Annotated in this window: 14 protein-coding genes; 5 read left to right on the forward strand and 9 right to left on the reverse strand. The window is 74.6% G+C overall.

Features of this window, described 5'->3' with window-relative positions:
* Window positions 1-52 precede the first annotated feature (52 nt).
* A complete protein-coding gene (locus EV384_RS00745; protein WP_130329135.1) occupies window positions 53-3,328 on the forward strand; it encodes a lamin tail domain-containing protein in 3,276 nt (1,091 codons plus the stop codon).
* On the opposite strand, the gene EV384_RS36980 is transcribed toward EV384_RS00745, so the two are convergent.
* Window positions 3,312-3,824 (reverse strand): helix-turn-helix domain-containing protein, encoded by a 513-nt coding sequence (locus EV384_RS36980; protein ID WP_341273650.1) that lies wholly within the window; start codon window positions 3,822-3,824, stop codon window positions 3,312-3,314. The two genes, EV384_RS00745 and EV384_RS36980, sit on opposite strands and share 17 nt — an antisense overlap.
* Before the next feature lie 14 nt (window positions 3,825-3,838).
* Between EV384_RS36980 and EV384_RS00755 the strand changes: the two genes are divergently transcribed.
* Together EV384_RS00755 and EV384_RS00760 are read left to right on the forward strand one after the other, a co-directional pair.
* Window positions 3,839-4,351, forward strand: a complete 513-nt coding sequence (locus tag EV384_RS00755; RefSeq protein WP_242623891.1) for an RNA polymerase sigma factor — start codon at window positions 3,839-3,841, stop codon at window positions 4,349-4,351.
* A gap of 2 nt (window positions 4,352-4,353) precedes the next feature.
* On the forward strand, window positions 4,354-5,526 hold the full coding sequence (locus tag EV384_RS00760) for a hypothetical protein (protein WP_130329141.1): 1,173 nt from the start codon (window positions 4,354-4,356) through the stop codon (window positions 5,524-5,526).
* Here EV384_RS00760 and hemB read toward each other — a convergent pair.
* Genes hemB through EV384_RS00785 form a run of 5 tightly spaced genes read right to left on the reverse strand, consistent with a single transcriptional unit; the run spans window position 5,520 to window position 11,225 of the window.
* Window positions 5,520-6,503 (reverse strand): porphobilinogen synthase, encoded by a 984-nt coding sequence (hemB, locus tag EV384_RS00765; protein WP_130329143.1) that lies wholly within the window; start codon window positions 6,501-6,503, stop codon window positions 5,520-5,522. The genes EV384_RS00760 and hemB overlap by 7 nt on opposite strands.
* Window positions 6,504-6,521: 18 nt before the next feature.
* Complete coding sequence (locus tag EV384_RS00770) at window positions 6,522-8,102, reverse strand: bifunctional uroporphyrinogen-III C-methyltransferase/uroporphyrinogen-III synthase (protein WP_130329145.1); 1,581 nt, start codon at window positions 8,100-8,102, stop codon at window positions 6,522-6,524.
* The gene (gene hemC, locus EV384_RS00775) at window positions 8,099-9,067 is read right to left on the reverse strand and encodes a hydroxymethylbilane synthase (RefSeq protein WP_130329147.1); all 969 of its coding nucleotides are present in this window, start codon (window positions 9,065-9,067) and stop codon (window positions 8,099-8,101) included. Before hemC ends, EV384_RS00770 begins: the two co-directional genes overlap by 4 nt.
* Window positions 9,064-10,458, reverse strand: a complete 1,395-nt coding sequence (locus EV384_RS00780; protein ID WP_130329149.1) for a glutamyl-tRNA reductase — start codon at window positions 10,456-10,458, stop codon at window positions 9,064-9,066. Before EV384_RS00780 ends, hemC begins: the two co-directional genes overlap by 4 nt.
* Window positions 10,455-11,225 (reverse strand): redox-sensing transcriptional repressor Rex, encoded by a 771-nt coding sequence (locus EV384_RS00785; RefSeq protein ID WP_130329151.1) that lies wholly within the window; start codon window positions 11,223-11,225, stop codon window positions 10,455-10,457. The genes EV384_RS00780 and EV384_RS00785 overlap by 4 nt, the downstream gene beginning before the upstream one ends.
* Before the next feature lie 413 nt (window positions 11,226-11,638).
* Between EV384_RS00785 and EV384_RS00790 the strand changes: the two genes are divergently transcribed.
* Together EV384_RS00790 and EV384_RS00795 are read left to right on the forward strand one after the other, a co-directional pair.
* Window positions 11,639-12,940 (forward strand): sensor histidine kinase, encoded by a 1,302-nt coding sequence (locus EV384_RS00790; protein ID WP_130329153.1) that lies wholly within the window; start codon window positions 11,639-11,641, stop codon window positions 12,938-12,940.
* Window positions 12,941-13,015: 75 nt separating this feature from the next.
* Window positions 13,016-13,675 carry a LuxR C-terminal-related transcriptional regulator gene (locus EV384_RS00795; RefSeq protein ID WP_130329155.1) on the forward strand — a complete coding sequence of 220 codons (660 nt, stop codon included), beginning with the start codon at window positions 13,016-13,018 and terminating at the stop codon, window positions 13,673-13,675.
* Between the two features lie 27 nt (window positions 13,676-13,702).
* Here EV384_RS00795 and EV384_RS00800 read toward each other — a convergent pair whose 3' ends face one another.
* The 3 genes from EV384_RS00800 to EV384_RS00810 are packed head-to-tail and all read right to left on the reverse strand — an operon-like array spanning window position 13,703 to window position 16,272.
* On the reverse strand, window positions 13,703-14,353 hold the full coding sequence (locus EV384_RS00800; RefSeq protein WP_130329157.1) for an HAD family hydrolase: 651 nt from the start codon (window positions 14,351-14,353) through the stop codon (window positions 13,703-13,705).
* Between the two features lie 31 nt (window positions 14,354-14,384).
* Window positions 14,385-14,639 (reverse strand): glutaredoxin family protein, encoded by a 255-nt coding sequence (locus EV384_RS00805; protein WP_130329159.1) that lies wholly within the window; start codon window positions 14,637-14,639, stop codon window positions 14,385-14,387.
* Entirely contained in the window at window positions 14,629-16,272 is a 1,644-nt protein-coding gene (locus tag EV384_RS00810; RefSeq protein ID WP_130329161.1) for an AMP-binding protein, read from the reverse strand. Before EV384_RS00810 ends, EV384_RS00805 begins: the two co-directional genes overlap by 11 nt.
* Window positions 16,273-16,396: the final 124 nt, after the last annotated feature.

Genomic DNA, 16,396 nt, shown 5'->3' on the forward strand with positions numbered 1-16,396 from the left:
AGGAACGCCCCTTAACGTGCGTTAGTTCCCGTCCACCCATCGTGGAGGCCTCATGCGCCCGCGCCGCACCTTAGCCGCGCTCGCGACCACCGCCGCCGTCTCCGTCACGGCCATCGGCGTCGCACCCCCCGCGGCCAGCGCCGCGCCCACCGACCTGTTCATCTCCGAGTACGTCGAGGGCTCGTCCAACAACAAGGCGATCGAGCTCTACAACGGCACCGGCGCCCCGGTCGACCTGACCGCCGCCGGTTACCAGCTCCAGCTCTACTTCAACGGGGCCACCACCTCGACGAACGTCGCCCTGAGCGGCACGGTGGCCGCCGGTGACGCGTACGTCTTCGCCGCCTCCTCGGCCGCGCCGGCGATCCTCGCCCAGGCCGACCAGACGTACGGTGGCTCGCTGTTCAACGGCGACGACGCGATCGTGCTGCGCAAGGGCGGCGCGGTGGTCGACTCGATCGGCCAGGTCGGCGTCGACCCGGGCACCGAGTGGGGCACCGGGCTCACCAGCACCGCCGACAACACCCTGCGCCGGCTCCCCGCGGTGACCGCCGGCGACATCGACCCGTCGGACGCGTTCGACCCGGCCGCCCAGTGGGCCGGCTTCGCGACCGACGCCTTCGACGGCCTCGGCAGCCACTCCGTCGACAGTGGCGGCGGCCCGGTCGACCAGCCGGCCACGCTGACCTGCGGCGGCGCGCTCACCGTCGAGTCCGGCGCCACCGCGACCCGCGAGGTGAGCGCCACCGACGCCGACGACACGGTCACCGACCTGGCGGTCACCGCGGTCAGCCCGAGCCCGACGAGCGGCTCGGTCAGCCGTACCGCCCTCACCCCGGCCGCCGGGGCCGGCGGCACCGCCACCGCCACGGTCACCGCCACCGGCCTGCCGGCCGGCTCGTACACGGTCACCGTGACCTCGACCGACGCCGAGGGCACCACCGCCACCTGCACGCTCACCGTGCAGGCCACCACCGTGCTGTCGGTGGGCGAGGTGCAGGGCCGCACCGGCGACGCCGAGAACGGCCGCACCGAGCGGTCGCCGCTCGCCCCGGCCAGCGGCAACGGCACCAGCTCCACCCTGTACGACGTGCGCGGCGTGATCACCCAGAAGTCGCTCACCCGCACCACCGCCGGGGCCGACCAGAACGGCTTCTACCTGCAGAGCCGCACGGGCACCGAGGACGGCGACCCGCTCAGCTCGGACGGCATCTTCGTCTTCACCGGCTCGTTCACCACGCTGATCGGCGGCTACGCGCCGACCGTCGGCGACGAGGTGGTGCTGCGTGGCCGGGTCTCCGAGTACTTCAACCAGACCCAGCTCTCCAGCGCCTCCCTGGTGCGCAAGCTCGACTCCGGCCTGGACGTCGACACGACCGTGCGGGTCGACGACGCGACGCCGCCGGCCGACGCGGCCGGCGCCGACCTGTTCTGGGAGCGGCACGAGGGCGCCCGGATGCGGGTCCGCCAGGGCAGCGGGGTCTCCGCCCCGCGGCACATCTACGCCTCCAGTGCCGACTCCGAGATCTACGTGGTGGACCGCGAGGACCCGATCATGAAGCGGACCGACCCGTACGCCCGCCGGGTGTTCCGGGACGCGCACCCGCTGGACGACATCCCCGGCCAGCTCTTCGACAACGGCAACAACCAGCGTGTCCTGCTGGGCGCGGGCGGGGTGAAGGCCACCGCCGGGGACTCCACCGCGCTGCTGCCGGAGGCCCGCACCTACGACACGCTGACCGAGGACGCCTACGGCGCCATCTCGTACGCGTTCAGCAAGTACAGCGTCCAGCCCGAGCAGCTGACCCTCACCGGCGGCGCCGACCCGGCGGAGAACAACCCGCCGCAGCCGGCGAACCGGAACGCCGAGGTCGCGGTCGCCACCTACAACCTGGAGAACCTGTACGACTACCGGGACGACCCGTTCGACGGCTGCGACTTCGCCGGCAACACGGGCTGCACCGGGGTCACCCCGCCGTTCGACTACGTGCCGGCCAGCGAGGCCGCGTACGCCGAGAGGCTGGGCGTCGAGGCGCGGCAGATCGTCAACGCCCTGCACAGCCCCGACCTGGTGATGATCCAGGAGGCCGAGGACCAGGACATCTGCACGGTGACTGACGGCAAGCTGGCCTGCGGGACCACGAACGACGCCGACGGCGCGCCGGACACCGTTCAGGAGCTCGCGCTGGCCATCGCGGCCAACGGCGGTCCCGCCTACGCCGCCGCGTACGACCGGACCGGCGCGGACGCCCGGGGCATCACCTCGGCGTTCCTCTACCGCACCGACCGGCTGACGCTGGCCGAGGCGACCGCCACCGACCCGCTGCTGGGCACCGCCCCGACGGTGGACTACCGCTCGGCGGGGCTGCCGGCCAACGCCGACGTGCAGAACCCGAAGGCACTCAACGCGGTGCTGCCGGCCGACGTCGACAGCTCCACCGGGGTGGACGGCGTGAACGTCTACACCCGAGCCCCGCAGCTCGGGAAGTTCACTTTGGCGGCGGCGCCCGGCTCGACCGAGCACTACACGCTCTGGGCGCTGAGCAACCACTTCTCGTCCGGCCCGGACAGCCGGGTCGGGCAGCGGCGGGAGCAGGCCGCGTACGGCGCCGCGCTGGTCAAGGCCATCGAGGCGAGCGAACCGGACGCCCGGGTCATCTACGGCGGCGACCTGAACGTCTTCCCGCGCCCGGACGACCCGATCGCGACCGAGTCGAACCCGACCCCGTCGGACCAGCTCGGCCCGCTGTACCAGGCCGGCATGCACAACCTCTGGGACGACCTGGTCGCGGACGTGCCGGTCGCGGCGTACTCGTACACCTTCAGCGGGCAGGCGCAGACGCTGGACAACCTCTTCGTCAACGACAAGCTCCGCGGCGACCTGGTGCAGATCCGCTCGGCGCACATCAACGCCGACTACCCGACCGACACCGAGGGCCTCGGCGACCGGGGCGCCAGCGACCACGACCCGCAGGTGGCCCGGTTCCGCTCCCGCGCGTCGCTGACCGTGGCCGACGTGGCGGTGGCCGAGGGCGACAAGGGCGACACCGCCCTCGCGTTCACGGTGACGGTGTCCCGGCCGCTCTCCGAGCCGGCGCTGATCTGCGCCACCACGTACGGCACCACCGCCCAGGCCGGCTCGGACTACGACCCGTACGTCGGCTGCCGCACCCTGGCGGCCGGGCAGACGTCGATCGCCTTCCCGGTGACCGTCCGAGGTGACCGGAAGGTCGAGGCGGACGAGCAGCTGAAGCTCTTCGTGACGGGCGTGCCGGGCCTCCAGCTCGCCGACCCGGTCGCCGTCGGCACCATCACCAACGACGACTGACCGTTGCGCCCCGAGGCGGCCCGTCGTCCAGCTCACCAGCTGGACGACGGGCCGTTTCAGTACGTCCACCGCCGTCGCGGGTGTCGTCCCAGTCCTCCATCGGCTGGACCACCCGGCCCTCCTGGTCGACCACGACGAGGTAGAGGCCCGTCGCCCCCAGCAGCCGTTCGAGCACCTGGAGACTGGGCGTCATCCCGCCGGCCTCGACCCTGCCCACGGCTGACGGCGCCACCTTGGCGAACCGGGCCATCTGCCGCTGTCCGAGCCCGGCGAGGCGACGGGCCTGCCGGACCAGCCCGGCGATCGGGACACGACCGATGGGCAGCAGAGCAAAGGACGGGACACTACTGGTCGTGGACGCAGGCCACCGGTCAGTGTGAGGGCATCCTCGCTCGGCGTTGGCCGCCGGCCGCGTCGAGTGCCAGGAATGAGGGCGAACGGATGGAACACCCGGCCGGGGTCGGGCGTGTACCTGGCATGGGAAGCCACCCGGCAGCGCCGGCCAGTGTCGTGGAAGAGCTGACGCCTGACCGCGCGGGGCCGGCCGGTGCCGGGGCCGAGCTGCCGTTCGAGCAGTTCTACCGGGACCACGTGGACCGGATCCACCGGGCGCTCGCGCTGGCCGTCGGAAACCCGGCCGTGGCGCGGGAGGCCGCCGACGAGGCCATGGCCCGGGCGTACGCGCGCTGGGACCGGGTCCGGAAGCTCGACAACCCGGCCGGCTGGGTGTTCCGGGTCGGGCTCAACTGGGCCACCTCGTGGTGGCGGAAGGTCCGGCGGGAACGGCCACCGGCGGACGACTGGCAGGCAGCGGTGGCGGCGCCCGACCCGGCCGGCCTGGCCGCCCGGTCGGCCCTGGAGCTTCTGCCCGTCGGCCAGCGCACGGTGATCGTCTGCCGGGTCCTGCTGGACCTCTCCACGGCGGAGACCGCCGCCGTGCTGAACCTGACCGAGGGCACGGTCCGCAGCCGGCTCTCCCGTGGCCTGGCCGGCCTGCGCGCGGCGCTGAACGAGAAGGAGTGACCGTGGACGTCGTACCCGAGGACCTGGCCGACCTGGTCCACCGCGCCGCGCGCACCACCCCGCCGCACGCGGCGGACCTGGCGACCGTACGCGGACGGGCCCGTGCCCGGCGTCGTCGGCGGGCCGCGGCGACCGCGGGCGGCCTGGCGGTGCTGGTCGCCCTCACCGGCGGAGCCGTCCTGCTGTTCACCGGCAACGACCGGGCGGCCGCTCCGGTGTCCGCGCCGTCGATCCCGCCGACCAGCGCCGGCCCCGCCACGCCGACCCCACCTCCCGTGCCGGCGCAGCGGCTCATCATCGCCGGAGGCGGCGGCAGTGCCGAGCCGCTAAACGGCGGGCCCGAGATCGGGCTGGTCGGCGGCGTCGCGGACGAGATGATGGCCGACGGCTCGGTGGTCCGGCACCGGGTCCCCGCCGGGTGGGAGGAGACCGTGGCCCTGCCCGACGGGCGGCTGGTCGGCCTCAAGCTGACCGACCTCATGCCCGGTGTGCAGCGCAGGGACGGCCCGAACGTGGCGGGCCTGTCCATGAGACTCATGGTGCTGGGCGCGGACGGTCGGGTCGAACGCAGCCGGGAGGTCAGGGTCAAGGGTCAGCGCCTCGAGCTCGTCGGCGCCGACGAGCGGTACGCCTACCTCGTCCGCGACGACGTGGGACTGGTGGCCCACGAGCTGGTCACCGGCCGGGAGAAGACCCTGATCCGCGCCTCGAAGGTCCGCGCCGACCTGCTGTTCGGCGCCGAGGACGTGGCGGAGGGCCTGGTGGTGGCGGTGAGCGGCGAGCCCTCCCTGGAGCGGTGTCAGGTCGACGTGCTCCGGCTGGCGGGCGGGAGCCGGCGGGCCCGCCTCGTGGTCGGCGGCGACTGCGCGCAGTCGATCCGGCTCTCCCCGGACGGCAGCCTCGTCGCGGTCCCCTACGTCCGCTCGAACGGTCCGGATCGGCACCGCCGGGAATACCGGGTGGCGATCCTGGACACCGCCACCGGGCAGCGCCGGGCCGATCAGTTCGTCGGCAACGCTGCCATCGTCAACGGCCTCACGGCGGGCGGCACCTGGGGCACCGCCTGGGCCGACGCCACGACCCTCCGCCTGGTCTGGGCTCAGCTGCCCGAGCAGGTCCGCAAGGTCTACTCCGTGGCCGAGGTGGCCCGGGTGGTGACAGTCAGCGCTCAGTAGCGCTGGTGGAGCAGCTGGGCGGCCTCGACCGCCCAGTAGGTGAGGATGATCTGCGCGCCGGCTCGCCGGATCGAGGTGAGCGTCTCCAGCATCACCCGCTCCCGGTCGATCCAGCCGTTCGCGGCGGCCGCCTCGACCATCGCGTACTCGCCGGAGACCTGGTAGGCGGCGACCGGGACGTCCACCGCGGCCCGGACCGCCGCCACCACGTCGAGGTAGGGCAGCGCCGGCTTGACCATCACCATGTCGGCGCCCTCGGCGACGTCCAGCGCCACCTCGCGCAGCGACTCCCGCAGGTTCGCCGGGTCCTGCTGGTAGGTGCGCCGGTCGCCCTCCAGGGCCGACTCCACCGCGTCCCGGAAGGGGCCGTAGAAGGCGGAGGCGTACTTCACCGCGTACGCCAGCACGGCCACGTCCTGGTGACCGGCGGCGTCCAGGGCCCGGCGGACCACGCCGACCTGGCCGTCCATCATCCCGGACGGCCCGACCATGTGGACGCCCGCGGCGGCCTGGGCCACCGCCATCTCGGCGTACGCCCGCAGGGTGGCGTCGTTGTCGACGTCGCCGTCCGGGGTGAGCAGACCGCAGTGCCCGTGCGAGGTGAACTCGTCCAGGCAGAGGTCGCTCATCACGACCGTGGCGTCGCCGACCTCGGCGACCACGTCCCGGATCGCCACGTTGAGGATGCCGTTCGGGTCGGTGCCGCCGGAGCCGGTGGCGTCCCGCTCGGCCGGCACTCCGAAGAGCATGATCCCGCCGACCCCGGCCTGGACCGCCTCGACGGCGGCCTTGCGCAGCGAGTCCCGGGAGTGCTGGAGCACCCCCGGGAGCGACGCGATCTGCCGCGGCTCGGTCAGCCCCTCCTTGACGAACATCGGCACGACCAGCTCGGCCGGGTCGACGCGGGTCTCGGAGACCAGCCGCCGCACCGCCGCGTTACGGCGCAGCCGGCGGGGCCGGATGTCGGGGTACGACATGGGGAGCCTCCCTAGCGATCAGCGGAACCTCAGGGCGGTCGGCCCCTGCACCTTCGAGCCGCGACGCTGCTTCGCCGGCATGGCGGCGAGCTTCTCGCGCAGCTCGACGGCGTAGGCGGCGAGCGCCTCCACCAGGTCGGGCACCGAGGCGTGCTGAGGCTGCACGTCGACCCGCAGGCCGAATTCCGTCGCGGTCTCCGCCGTCTTGGGCCCGATGACGGCAACAACGGTACGCGCGTGCGGCTTCCCGGCGATACCGACCAGGTTCCGGACGGTGGAGGACGAGGTGAAGAGCACCGCGTCGAACCCGCCCGACTTGATCGCGTCGCGGATCTCGGCGGGCGGCGGGGCCGCCCGGACGGTCCGGTACGCGGTCACGTCGTCGACCTCCCAGCCGCGCTCGGTGAGCCCGGCGGCGAGGGTCTCGGTGGCGATGTCGGCGCGCGGCAGCAGCACCCGGCCCACCGGGTCGAGGATCTCGTCGTGCGGCGAGAACTCGGCCAGCAGCCCCTCGGAGGACTGCTCCCCCGACGGGACCAGCTCCGGCTGGATGCCGAACGCGCGGACCGCGTCGGCGGTCGCCTCGCCGATGCAGGCGATCTTGACGCCGCCGAAGTGGCGGGCGTCCAGGCCGTGCTCGGCGAACTTCTCCCAGACCGCGCGGACCGCGTTGACCGAGGTGAAGATCACCCAGGCGTACCGGCCGTCGACCAGGCCCTTGACCGCCCGCTCCATCTGAGCCGGGGTACGCGGCGGCTCGACCGCGATGGTCGGCACCTCGCACGGGATCGCCCCGTACGCGCGCAGCCGGGCGCTCATCGCGCCGGCCTGCTCCTTGGTCCGGGGGACGAGCACCTTCCAGCCGTACAGCGGGCGGTTCTCCCACCAGCTCAGCTTGTCCCGCTGGCCGACGCCCTCGCCGATGGTGAGCACCACCCGGCCGGTGAAGCCGAGCGCCGCCGCGACGAAGGAGTCCACGGTCGACGTGGTGGTGTACTGCGTCTCGCCGGTGCCGTCGCCGGTCACCCCGACGCCGGTCGTGCCGTCCACGCCGGCGGCCAGCAGGCCGTCCCGGATCGCGGCCAGGTCACCCGCGTCCACGGCCAGGGCGAGCGAGCCCCGGCCGACGGCGGCGGCCAGCGCGTCGAAGTCCAGCGTGGTGACGTCCTCGACGTCGGCGGCGGTCCGCACCCCCGGCAGCGGCACCCCGGCGTAGGTGGCCACGCCCTCGGCCTGGCCGACGCCCGGGACCACCTCGAAGTGCGCGGCGGTACGGGCGACCGCCTGCACCTCCTTGACCACCGAGTCGTGGCCGAACGGGTCCCCGGCGACCAGGTGCACCGCGTTCTGCCCGGAACGGGCCGCGGAGATCAGCACCTTCGCCACGTCCCCCGGTACGCCCTCGGCGGGGCTGAACTGGGCGTCGGACTTGGCCTGGGCGCGGACGGCGTCGAGCAGCGACTCGGGGACTCCCCGGTCGTACACCACCTGGTCGGCGTCGACCAGGGCGTCGTGCGCCCGGCGGGTCAGCAGGCCCGGGTCGCCGGGGCCGGCCCCGACGAACGCGATGCGGCCTACGGGCTTACGGGTGCGGGTCATTCAGTGCTCCCAAATTGCTGGGTCCCCGGGCCGGCGTGTCCGTCTTGGCCGAGGATCGAGTCGGCGCCGAGTTCGAGGAGTTCGGCGGCGAGTGCCTTGCCGATCTCCGCCGCGTCGGCGGGCGTTCCGGTGCGGGACAGCCGGAGGTCACGGGTACCGTCCGGGCTGATCACCGCCCCGCGCAGGTAGATCTCCTCACCGGCGTCACCCTCGGCGAGTTCGCCGTAGGCGGCGACGGGTGCGGTGCACCCGGCCTCCAGGGTGGCCAGCAGTGCCCGCTCCGCGGTGACCGCGGCGCGGGACGGTGCGTGGTCGAGCACCGCGAGCAGCTCGACCAGGTCGGGGTCGTCGACCCGGCACTCCACGGCCAGCGCGCCCTGGGCGGGCGCGGGCAGCATCAGCATCGGGTCGAGCGTCTCGGTGATCACGTCGGTCCGGCCGAGCCGGGCCAGCCCGGCCCGGGCCAGGACCACCGCGTCGAGGTCGGCGTCCGGGCCGAGCACCCGACCGAGGCGGGTGTCGACGTTGCCCCGGATCGGGGTGACCTCCAGCTGCATGCCGAGCGCGTGCAGCTGGGCGATGCGGCGCAGCGCGCCGGTGCCGACCACCGCGCCGGGCGGCAGCTCGGCGAGCGTCCGGCCGCCCTTGGCGACCAGCGCGTCGCGCGGGTCCTGCCGGGTCGGCACCGCCGCGATGTGCAGCCCGGGGGCCGCCGCCGTCGGCAGGTCCTTGTAGGAGTGGACGGCGAAGTCGATGGTGCGGGCGGCCAGCGCGTCCCGCAGGGCGGAGACGAAGACGCCGACGCCGAGCCGGTGCACCGGGGCCGAGGAGCGGTCACCGGCGGTCACCACCTCGACCAGCTCGACCTCGCGGCCGGTCGCCGTGGTGAGGGCCTCGGCGATCTGGCCGGACTGGGCCATCGCCAGGGCGCTGCCGCGGGTGCCGAGGCGCAGGGGGGCGGTCATCGCGCACCTCCGGTGGACGGGACGTGGGGTTCGGTCACCGGCACGTCCGCGACCTCGAACGACGGCCGTCCGACCGCGTCGGTCTCGACCACGTCGGGGACGGTGTCGACCGGGGAGGTCTGCGGCACCTCCAGGTCGAACAGCTCGCGCAGCAGAGCCGCGTACTGGTCGCCGCCCGGCTCGGCGGCGAGCTGGCGGACCCGCACGGTGGGCTGGTGCAGCAGCCGCTGCACCACCCGGTGCACCGTCCGGGCCACCTCGGCGCGCTGGTCGTCGGTGAAGTCGGGGCGGCGCTGGACGAGCCGGCGCAGCTCGGCGGTGACCACGTCGTCGGCGCGGCCGCGCAGCGCGGCCACGGTGGGCGCCACGTCGGCACCGCGCAGCCAGGACAGGAACGCCTCGACCTCGCCGGTGACGATCCGGGTCACCTCGGCGGCGTCGGCGGCGGCCGGCCCGTCGGCGAGGATCGCGGCCATCCGGTCGATGTCGATCACCTCGACGCCGGCCAGCTCGGCGACGCCCTCCTCGACGTCGCGCGGCACGGCCAGGTCGAGCAGGACCAGCGGGCCCCGGTCGGCGTCCCGCCGGGCCAGCGCCCGGGTCACCACGTCGCGGGTGAGGACCGGTTCGGTGGCCGCGGTGGCGGCCACCACGATGTCCACTGTGCAGAGCGCGTCGACCAGCTCGGCCATCGGCACGGCGCTGGCGCCGTACGACTCGGCCAGCCGGACGGCCCGCTCGGCGCCGCGGTTGGTCACGGTGAGCGGCCCGGCGCCCAGCCGGGAGAGCGTCGCCACGCCCAGCGAGCCCATCGCGCCGGCCCCGACCACCATGGCGGGCCGGCCGGTGAGGTCGCCGTCGAGGAGGCCGGCGGCCAGGTCCAGGGCGGCGGTGACCACGCTCTGACCGGCCCGGTCGATGTTGGTCTCGGCGTGCGCGCGCTTGCCCACCCGCAGCGCCTGCTGCATCAGCTCGTGCAGCAGCCGGCCGGCGGAGTCGGCGCCGCTGGCCCAGTGGTACGCGTCCCGGAGCTGGCCGAGGATCTGCGCCTCGCCGACCACCATCGAGTCCAGCCCGGCGGCGACCCGGAAGACGTGGTCGACGGCGGCGGCGTCGTAGTGCACGTAGAGGTGGTTGGCGAGCGCCGCCGGCGGGGCGCCGGCCTGCTCGGCCAGGACGGCGCAGATGTCGCCGAGCCCGCCGTGGAAGCCGGTGACGGCCGCGTAGACCTCCACCCGGTTGCAGGTGGAGACGAGCACGGCCTCGGCGACGTACGGCTGGGCGACCAGGCGGTCCAGGGTGCGGGTGAGATCGGCGGGGGCGACCGCCAGCTGCTCCAGCGTGGCGACCGGAGCGGTGCGGTAGGACGCGCCGACGACGAGCAGTTTCACGTGCCGATCGCCTCCTGGGTGTCGGTGGCCGCGAGCCCGCCGGGCAGGGCGGTGAGGGCGGACCCGGCGGTGCCGGGGAGCGCGGTCAGCGACGCCTTGCGGTGCTCGTGGAAGGACAGGATCTGCAGCTCGATCGCGAGGTCGACCTTGCGCACGTCGACCCCCTCCGGAACCGAGAGTACGCACGGCGCGAAGTTGAGGATGCTCGTCACGCCGACGGCGACGAGCTGGTCGGCGACGGCCTGGGCGGCCGGCGCCGGGGTGGCGATCACGCCGATCGAGATCGACTCCTCGACGGCGACCCGGGGCAGCTCGTCGACGTGCCGGACGACCAGCCCGTTTATCTGCTCGCCGACCCGGGACGGGTCCGCGTCGAAGAGCGCGGCGATCCGGAAGCCGCGGCTCGCGAAGCCGTCGTACCCGGCCAGGGCGTGACCGAGATTACCCACGCCGACCAGGGCGACCGAGCGGCACTGGGTGAGCCCGAGCACGGACTCGATCTGCTCGATCAGCAGGGTCACGTCGTAGCCGACGCCCCGGGTCCCGTACGAGCCGAGGTGGGAGAGGTCCTTGCGGAGCTTCGCCGAGTTGACGCCGGCGGCGTTCGCCAGGCCCTCGCTGGAGACCGTCTCGTGGCCGGCGTCGGCGAGGTTGTGCAGCGCGCGGAGGTATTCCGGGAGGCGCGCGACGGTCGCCTCGGGCAGGTCCGGGAGCGCCGGTACGGCACCGGCTCGGCCGGGCGCGCCAGGGTGACGGTGCTGACTCATGAGACTCCGTGCGGTGCGATCCTCGACCAGCGTCGGCGGCCGGTCGTTTCGGGACTCCCGCTGGCGACCGATGTTGCCGGCTGTGCTAGCAGGGCGCGTCGGAACTAGAGAGTAGGCGCTTGTGAAGACGTGCACAAATCGCGATCTTGCTGGCCCGCGACGCGCCTCCACCTGCCCCTCCATTCCACAAGATCGATCTGACGCGCTCCATCGGCGCCGCCCGGCGATTATTGCTCAATCCCGACTTCTCTGACCAATCGCGCGCGCTCGGTCGCGCTGTGTCACCGCGAATCTGGGTCGAGTGTCACCCCGCCGCCGGTCCGGCCGACCCGCTCCCGGTAGGGAGAACCCCACCTCGGAGAGGCCGGCGCACGGGATGGGGCCGGCCGGCCCACCGCCCCTAGCCTCATGGCATGACCGCCATTCCCCTGGCCACCACGCCGGCCCCGGCACCCGCCCGCGGCGTCCCCCGTCAGCTCCTGCGCGACTCCGGCTACGTGCTGCTCGGCCTCCCCCTGGCCATCGCCGGCTTCGTGATCGTGGTGGCGGGGATCTCACTCAGCGCCGGCCTGCTGGTGACCACCGTCGGCCTGCCGGTCCTCGCCGGCACCCTCTACGTGGCCCGCGGCCTGGCCGACATCGAGCGGCTGCGGCTCCCCGCCGTGCTGCGCCAACCCCGGGTACGCCCCGAGTACCTGGTCCCCGAGCCGGGCGCGAAGCTCTGGCGGCGGGTCTTCGTCCCGATGCGCGACGCGCAGTCCTGGCTCGACCTGGCGCACGGCCTGCTCAAGCTGCTGGTGGCGCTGCCGACCTTCGTGCTGCTCCTCGTCTGGTGGGCGGTCGCCGTCGCCGGCACGCTCTACGGCGGGTACGACTGGGCCATCCCGCGCGGCCCGGACGACCAGGACCTCAGCCAGCTCCTCGGGATGGGCGACGGGGCCGGCGCGCGGATCGCCCTGAACACCGCGCTCGGCGTGTTCTGCCTCCTCACCCTGCCGCTGCTGGCCCGGGCCTGCGCCCTGCTCCAGGCCGGCCTCGCCCGCTCCCTGCTGACCGGGGTGGCCGAGATGCGCAACCGGATCACCACGCTGGAGGAGCAGAAGCGGGCCGCCGCCTCGGCCGAGGCGTCCGCCCTGCGCCGGCTGGAACGGGACATCCACGACGGCCCGCAGCAGCGCCTGGTCCGGCTCGCCATGGACCTGAGCCGGGCCCGCCAGCAGCTCGCCGCCGATCCGGAGGCCGCCCGCCGGACGCTGGACGAGGCGGTCACCCAGACCCGGGAGACCCTCGGCGAGCTGCGCGCGCTGTCCCGGGGCATCGCCCCGCCGATCCTGGTGGACCGCGGCCTGCCCAGCGCCCTGGCCGCCCTCGCCGCCCGCGCCCTGGTCCCGGTCGAGCTGGTGATCGACCCCGAGCTGGGCACGCCCACCGGACGGCTCGACCCGGCGGTGGAGAACACCGCGTACTTCGTGGTGGCGGAGGCGCTGACCAACGTCGCCAAGCACAGCCAGGCCACCTCGTGCCAGGTCGAGGTCGCCCGCCGGGTCGGCCGGCTGGAGATCGCCGTACGGGACGACGGGACGGGTGGGGCCCACCTGGCCAAGGGGCACGGGCTGGCCGGCATCGCCGACCGGGTCCGGGCCACCGGCGGCACGCTCGACGTGGTCAGCCCGGCCGGCGGGCCGACCGAGGTCCGGGCCGAGCTGCCCCGGTGAACCGGCCGACCCCGCCGGCCCGGCCGGGAGCCGCGCCGGCATCCCGGTGGCCGCGGCGTGGTAGACACCGGAACCATGCGGGTGGTGATCGCGGACGACGCCGTACTGCTCCGGGAGGGGCTGGTCCGGCTGCTGACCGAGTCGGGACACGAGGTGGTGGCCGCCGTCGGTGACGGCGCCGCGCTGGTCGAGGCGGTGGTGACGCACCGGCCGGACGTCTCGGTGGTGGACGTCCGGATGCCGCCCTCGCACACCGACGAGGGGCTGCGGGCGGCGGTGGAGGCGCGCCGGCTGGTGCCGCGTACGCCGGTGCTGGTGCTCTCCCAGTACGTCGAGGTGTCGTACGCCGACGACCTGCTGGCGACGACCGGCGGGGCCGGCGGCGGCGGGATCGGCTACCTGCTCAAGGACCGGGTGGCCGCGATCGACGAGTTCCTGGACGCGCTGGCCCGGGTGGCCGCCGGTGGCACGGTGCTCGACCCGGAGGTGGTCGGCCAGCTGCTGGTCCGGCGCCGCCGCGACGACCCGCTACGGGAGCTGACCCCGCGCGAACGCGAGGTGCTGGCGCTGATGGCCGAGGGCCGCTCCAACACCGCCATCGCCCGCGCCCTGGTGGTCAGCGACGGCGCGGTCGAGAAGCACGTCCGCAACATCTTCACCAAGCTCAACCTCCCCCCGGACGCCACCCACCACCACCGCCGCGTCCTGGCCGTCCTCACCCACCTCCGCGCCTGACAGCCCATCGACGAGGTCCGGGGTGGGTCAGGGGAGGGTGCGCGCGAGGGTCACGGCTTCGGTGAGGGTGTCGGCGGTGGGGTGGCCGGAGGCGCGGAGGCGGGCGGGGTCGGAGATGCCGCCGGTGTAGAGGACGCAGCGGGCGCCGACGGAGGTCGCCGCGTCGGCGTCGTCGAGCGAGTCGCCGATCAGCGCCACCTCACCGCCGGCCAGGCCCAGCTCCGCCAGGTGCTTCTCCAGCCACTCCGCCTTGGAGCCACCGCCGACCGCCGACCGCAGCCCGTCCACCCGGGCGAAGTGCGGGGTCAGGCCGTAGGTGTGCACGGTCGGCACCAGCTCGTCGTGGAACCACATGGAGAGCAGCGACTGGCTGCCCGGCCAGGCCGCGATCGCGGCGGTCGCGTCGGCGGCCAGCGCGCAGCTGGTCAGCCCCGCCCGGTACGCGTCGTGGAAGATCCGGTCGAGCCGGCCGTACGCCTCGTCGTCCATCGCCCGGCCCAGCATCTCGGCGTAGTAGTCGGCGACCGGCCGACGGAACCGCACCCGGTGCTCGTCGGCGGTGACCGCCGGCCCGCCCGCGCTGGCGAAGGCGACGTTCGTGGCCTGGACCACCAGGTCGAGGTCGTCGAGGAGGGTGCCGTTCCAGTCCCACACCAGGTGGTGCCGAGCAGGGGTCATCGCAGCACCATAATCGAGCCCCCCGACAGGATCAGAGCTGCGGGGTGGTCAGATCCCGCAGCAGCCGCTCCTCCTCGACCCGCCAGTAGCCGTGCTCCTTGCCGTCGAGCAGCACCACCGGCAGCCGGTCGCCGTACTCGCGTTCCAGCTCCACGTCACCGGTCACGTCCTTCTCGATCCAGCGGTCGCCGGTGACCGCCACCACCCGGTCGAGCGCCGCCTTCGCGTCCTCGCAGAGGTGGCAGTCGGGCCGGGTGATCAGGGCGAGCCGGGCGTCACTGGACATCGGGTACCTCCGTGCGGATCTCGGTCGGCGGCGTCGGGGACGGCACCGGGGGCGCCGACGGGCGGAGCTGGGTCTTGCGTACCTTGCCGATCGCCGAGTACGGCAGCGTGTCGACGAACTCGACGGCGGTGGGGCACTTGAAGCGGGCCAGGTTACCGGCGCAGTGGGCGAGCAGGTCCGCCTCCGTCACCGCGGAGCCGGGCGTCCGCACCACGTACGCCCGGACAGTCTCCCCGGTCCGCGGGTGCGGCACCCCCAGGACCGCCGACTCGGCCACCTGGGGATGCGCGTCCAGCACCAGCTCCACCTCGTGCGGGTAGACGTTGAAGCCGTTCACCAGGATCAGCTCGCCGAGCCGGTCGACCAGGAAGAGGTCGCCGTCCTCGTCGGCGTACGCGACGTCGCCGGTGGCCCACCAGCCGTCGCCGTCCGGGCCGCCCCGGCCGTCCGGCCAGTAGCCGCCGAAGAGGTTCGCGCCCCGGACCACGATCTCGCCCGGGTCGGTGCCCGGCCCGTCGTCGGAGAGGTCCGGCTCGTCCGGGTCGTCCTCGGGCGCGGCGACGCCGTCCCGCCACAGGTCGACCCCGTCGGGCCCGACCAGGCGCACCTCGACGCCGGGCAGCGGACGGCCGACCGAGCCGGGCTTCGGCTCCCCGCCGACCAGGGTGGAGGTGAGCACCGGGGCGGTCTCGGTCAGGCCGTACCCGACGTGCAGCGGGCGACCGGCGACCTCGGCGAACCGCGCCGCGGTCGCCAGCGGCAGCGGCGCCGCGCCGCAGACCGCCACCCGGACCGCCGCCATCGCCTCAGCCACCGCGTCACGCTCCGCTTCGGCCCAGGCCAGGAACATCGACGGTACGCCGACCAGCACGCTGACCCGGTGCCGGGCCAGCTCGGCGAGCGTCGCGACCGGGCCGGGGTCCTCGACGAGCACCCCGGTCGCGCCGTGGTGGACGACCGCCCCCAGCCCCGAGTTCAACCCGTACGCGTGGAAGAGCGGCAGCGCGAGCAGCACGGTGTCGTCGGGCCCGACCACCGGTGGGCTGATCCGCCCGACCTGCTCGTGGTTGGCGGCCAGCGCCCGGTGCGACAGCATCGCGCCCTTGGGCCGGCCCTCGGTGCCCGAGGTGTAGAGCAGCACCGCCAGCTCCTCGCCGCCCCGGGCCGGGAACGCCTCCCGGCCGTCACCGTCGATCACCGGCGGGGCGGTGTGCACGGCGGTCAGCGCGGGCAGCTCGGCGGCGATCCCGGCGACCCGGTCGCGGACCTCCCCGGCGCAGATCAGCACGGCGGCGCCGGAGTCGGCGAGCACGTGCCGCAGCTCCCGGGCGGTGAGGCCGGGGTTGACCGGCACCGCGACCAGCCCGGCGCGCAGCACCGCCAGGTAGCTGACCACGAAGTCCGGGGTGTTGCCGAACGACACGGCCACCCGGGGCGGGTGCCGGTCGTCGGGCGGGCCGGCCGGCACCGAGGCGGCGAGCGCCCGGGCCGTGGCGGTCACCGCGGCGTCCAGTTCGGACCAGGTGAGGGTGTGGTCCCGCCAGTGCAAGGCGGGGCGGTCCGCGTGGGCGAGCGCCGCCCGGCAGAGCCGGTCGGCGAGGTTCGGCGCGGAGCTGTCGGCTGCGTCCTGCACGGTGGCTGAGTCTGGCACAGCGGCGGCCGGCCGACCATGCCCGCGCGCCCGTACGCCCGGGGCGGCCCGTCCGGTCCCCCGGACGGGACCGGGGAACGCCCCGCCCGACCCGTCCCGACCGGCC

Origin of the sequence: Micromonospora kangleipakensis, assembly GCF_004217615.1 — a bacterium.
GTDB classification, from domain to species: domain Bacteria; phylum Actinomycetota; class Actinomycetes; order Mycobacteriales; family Micromonosporaceae; genus Micromonospora; species Micromonospora kangleipakensis.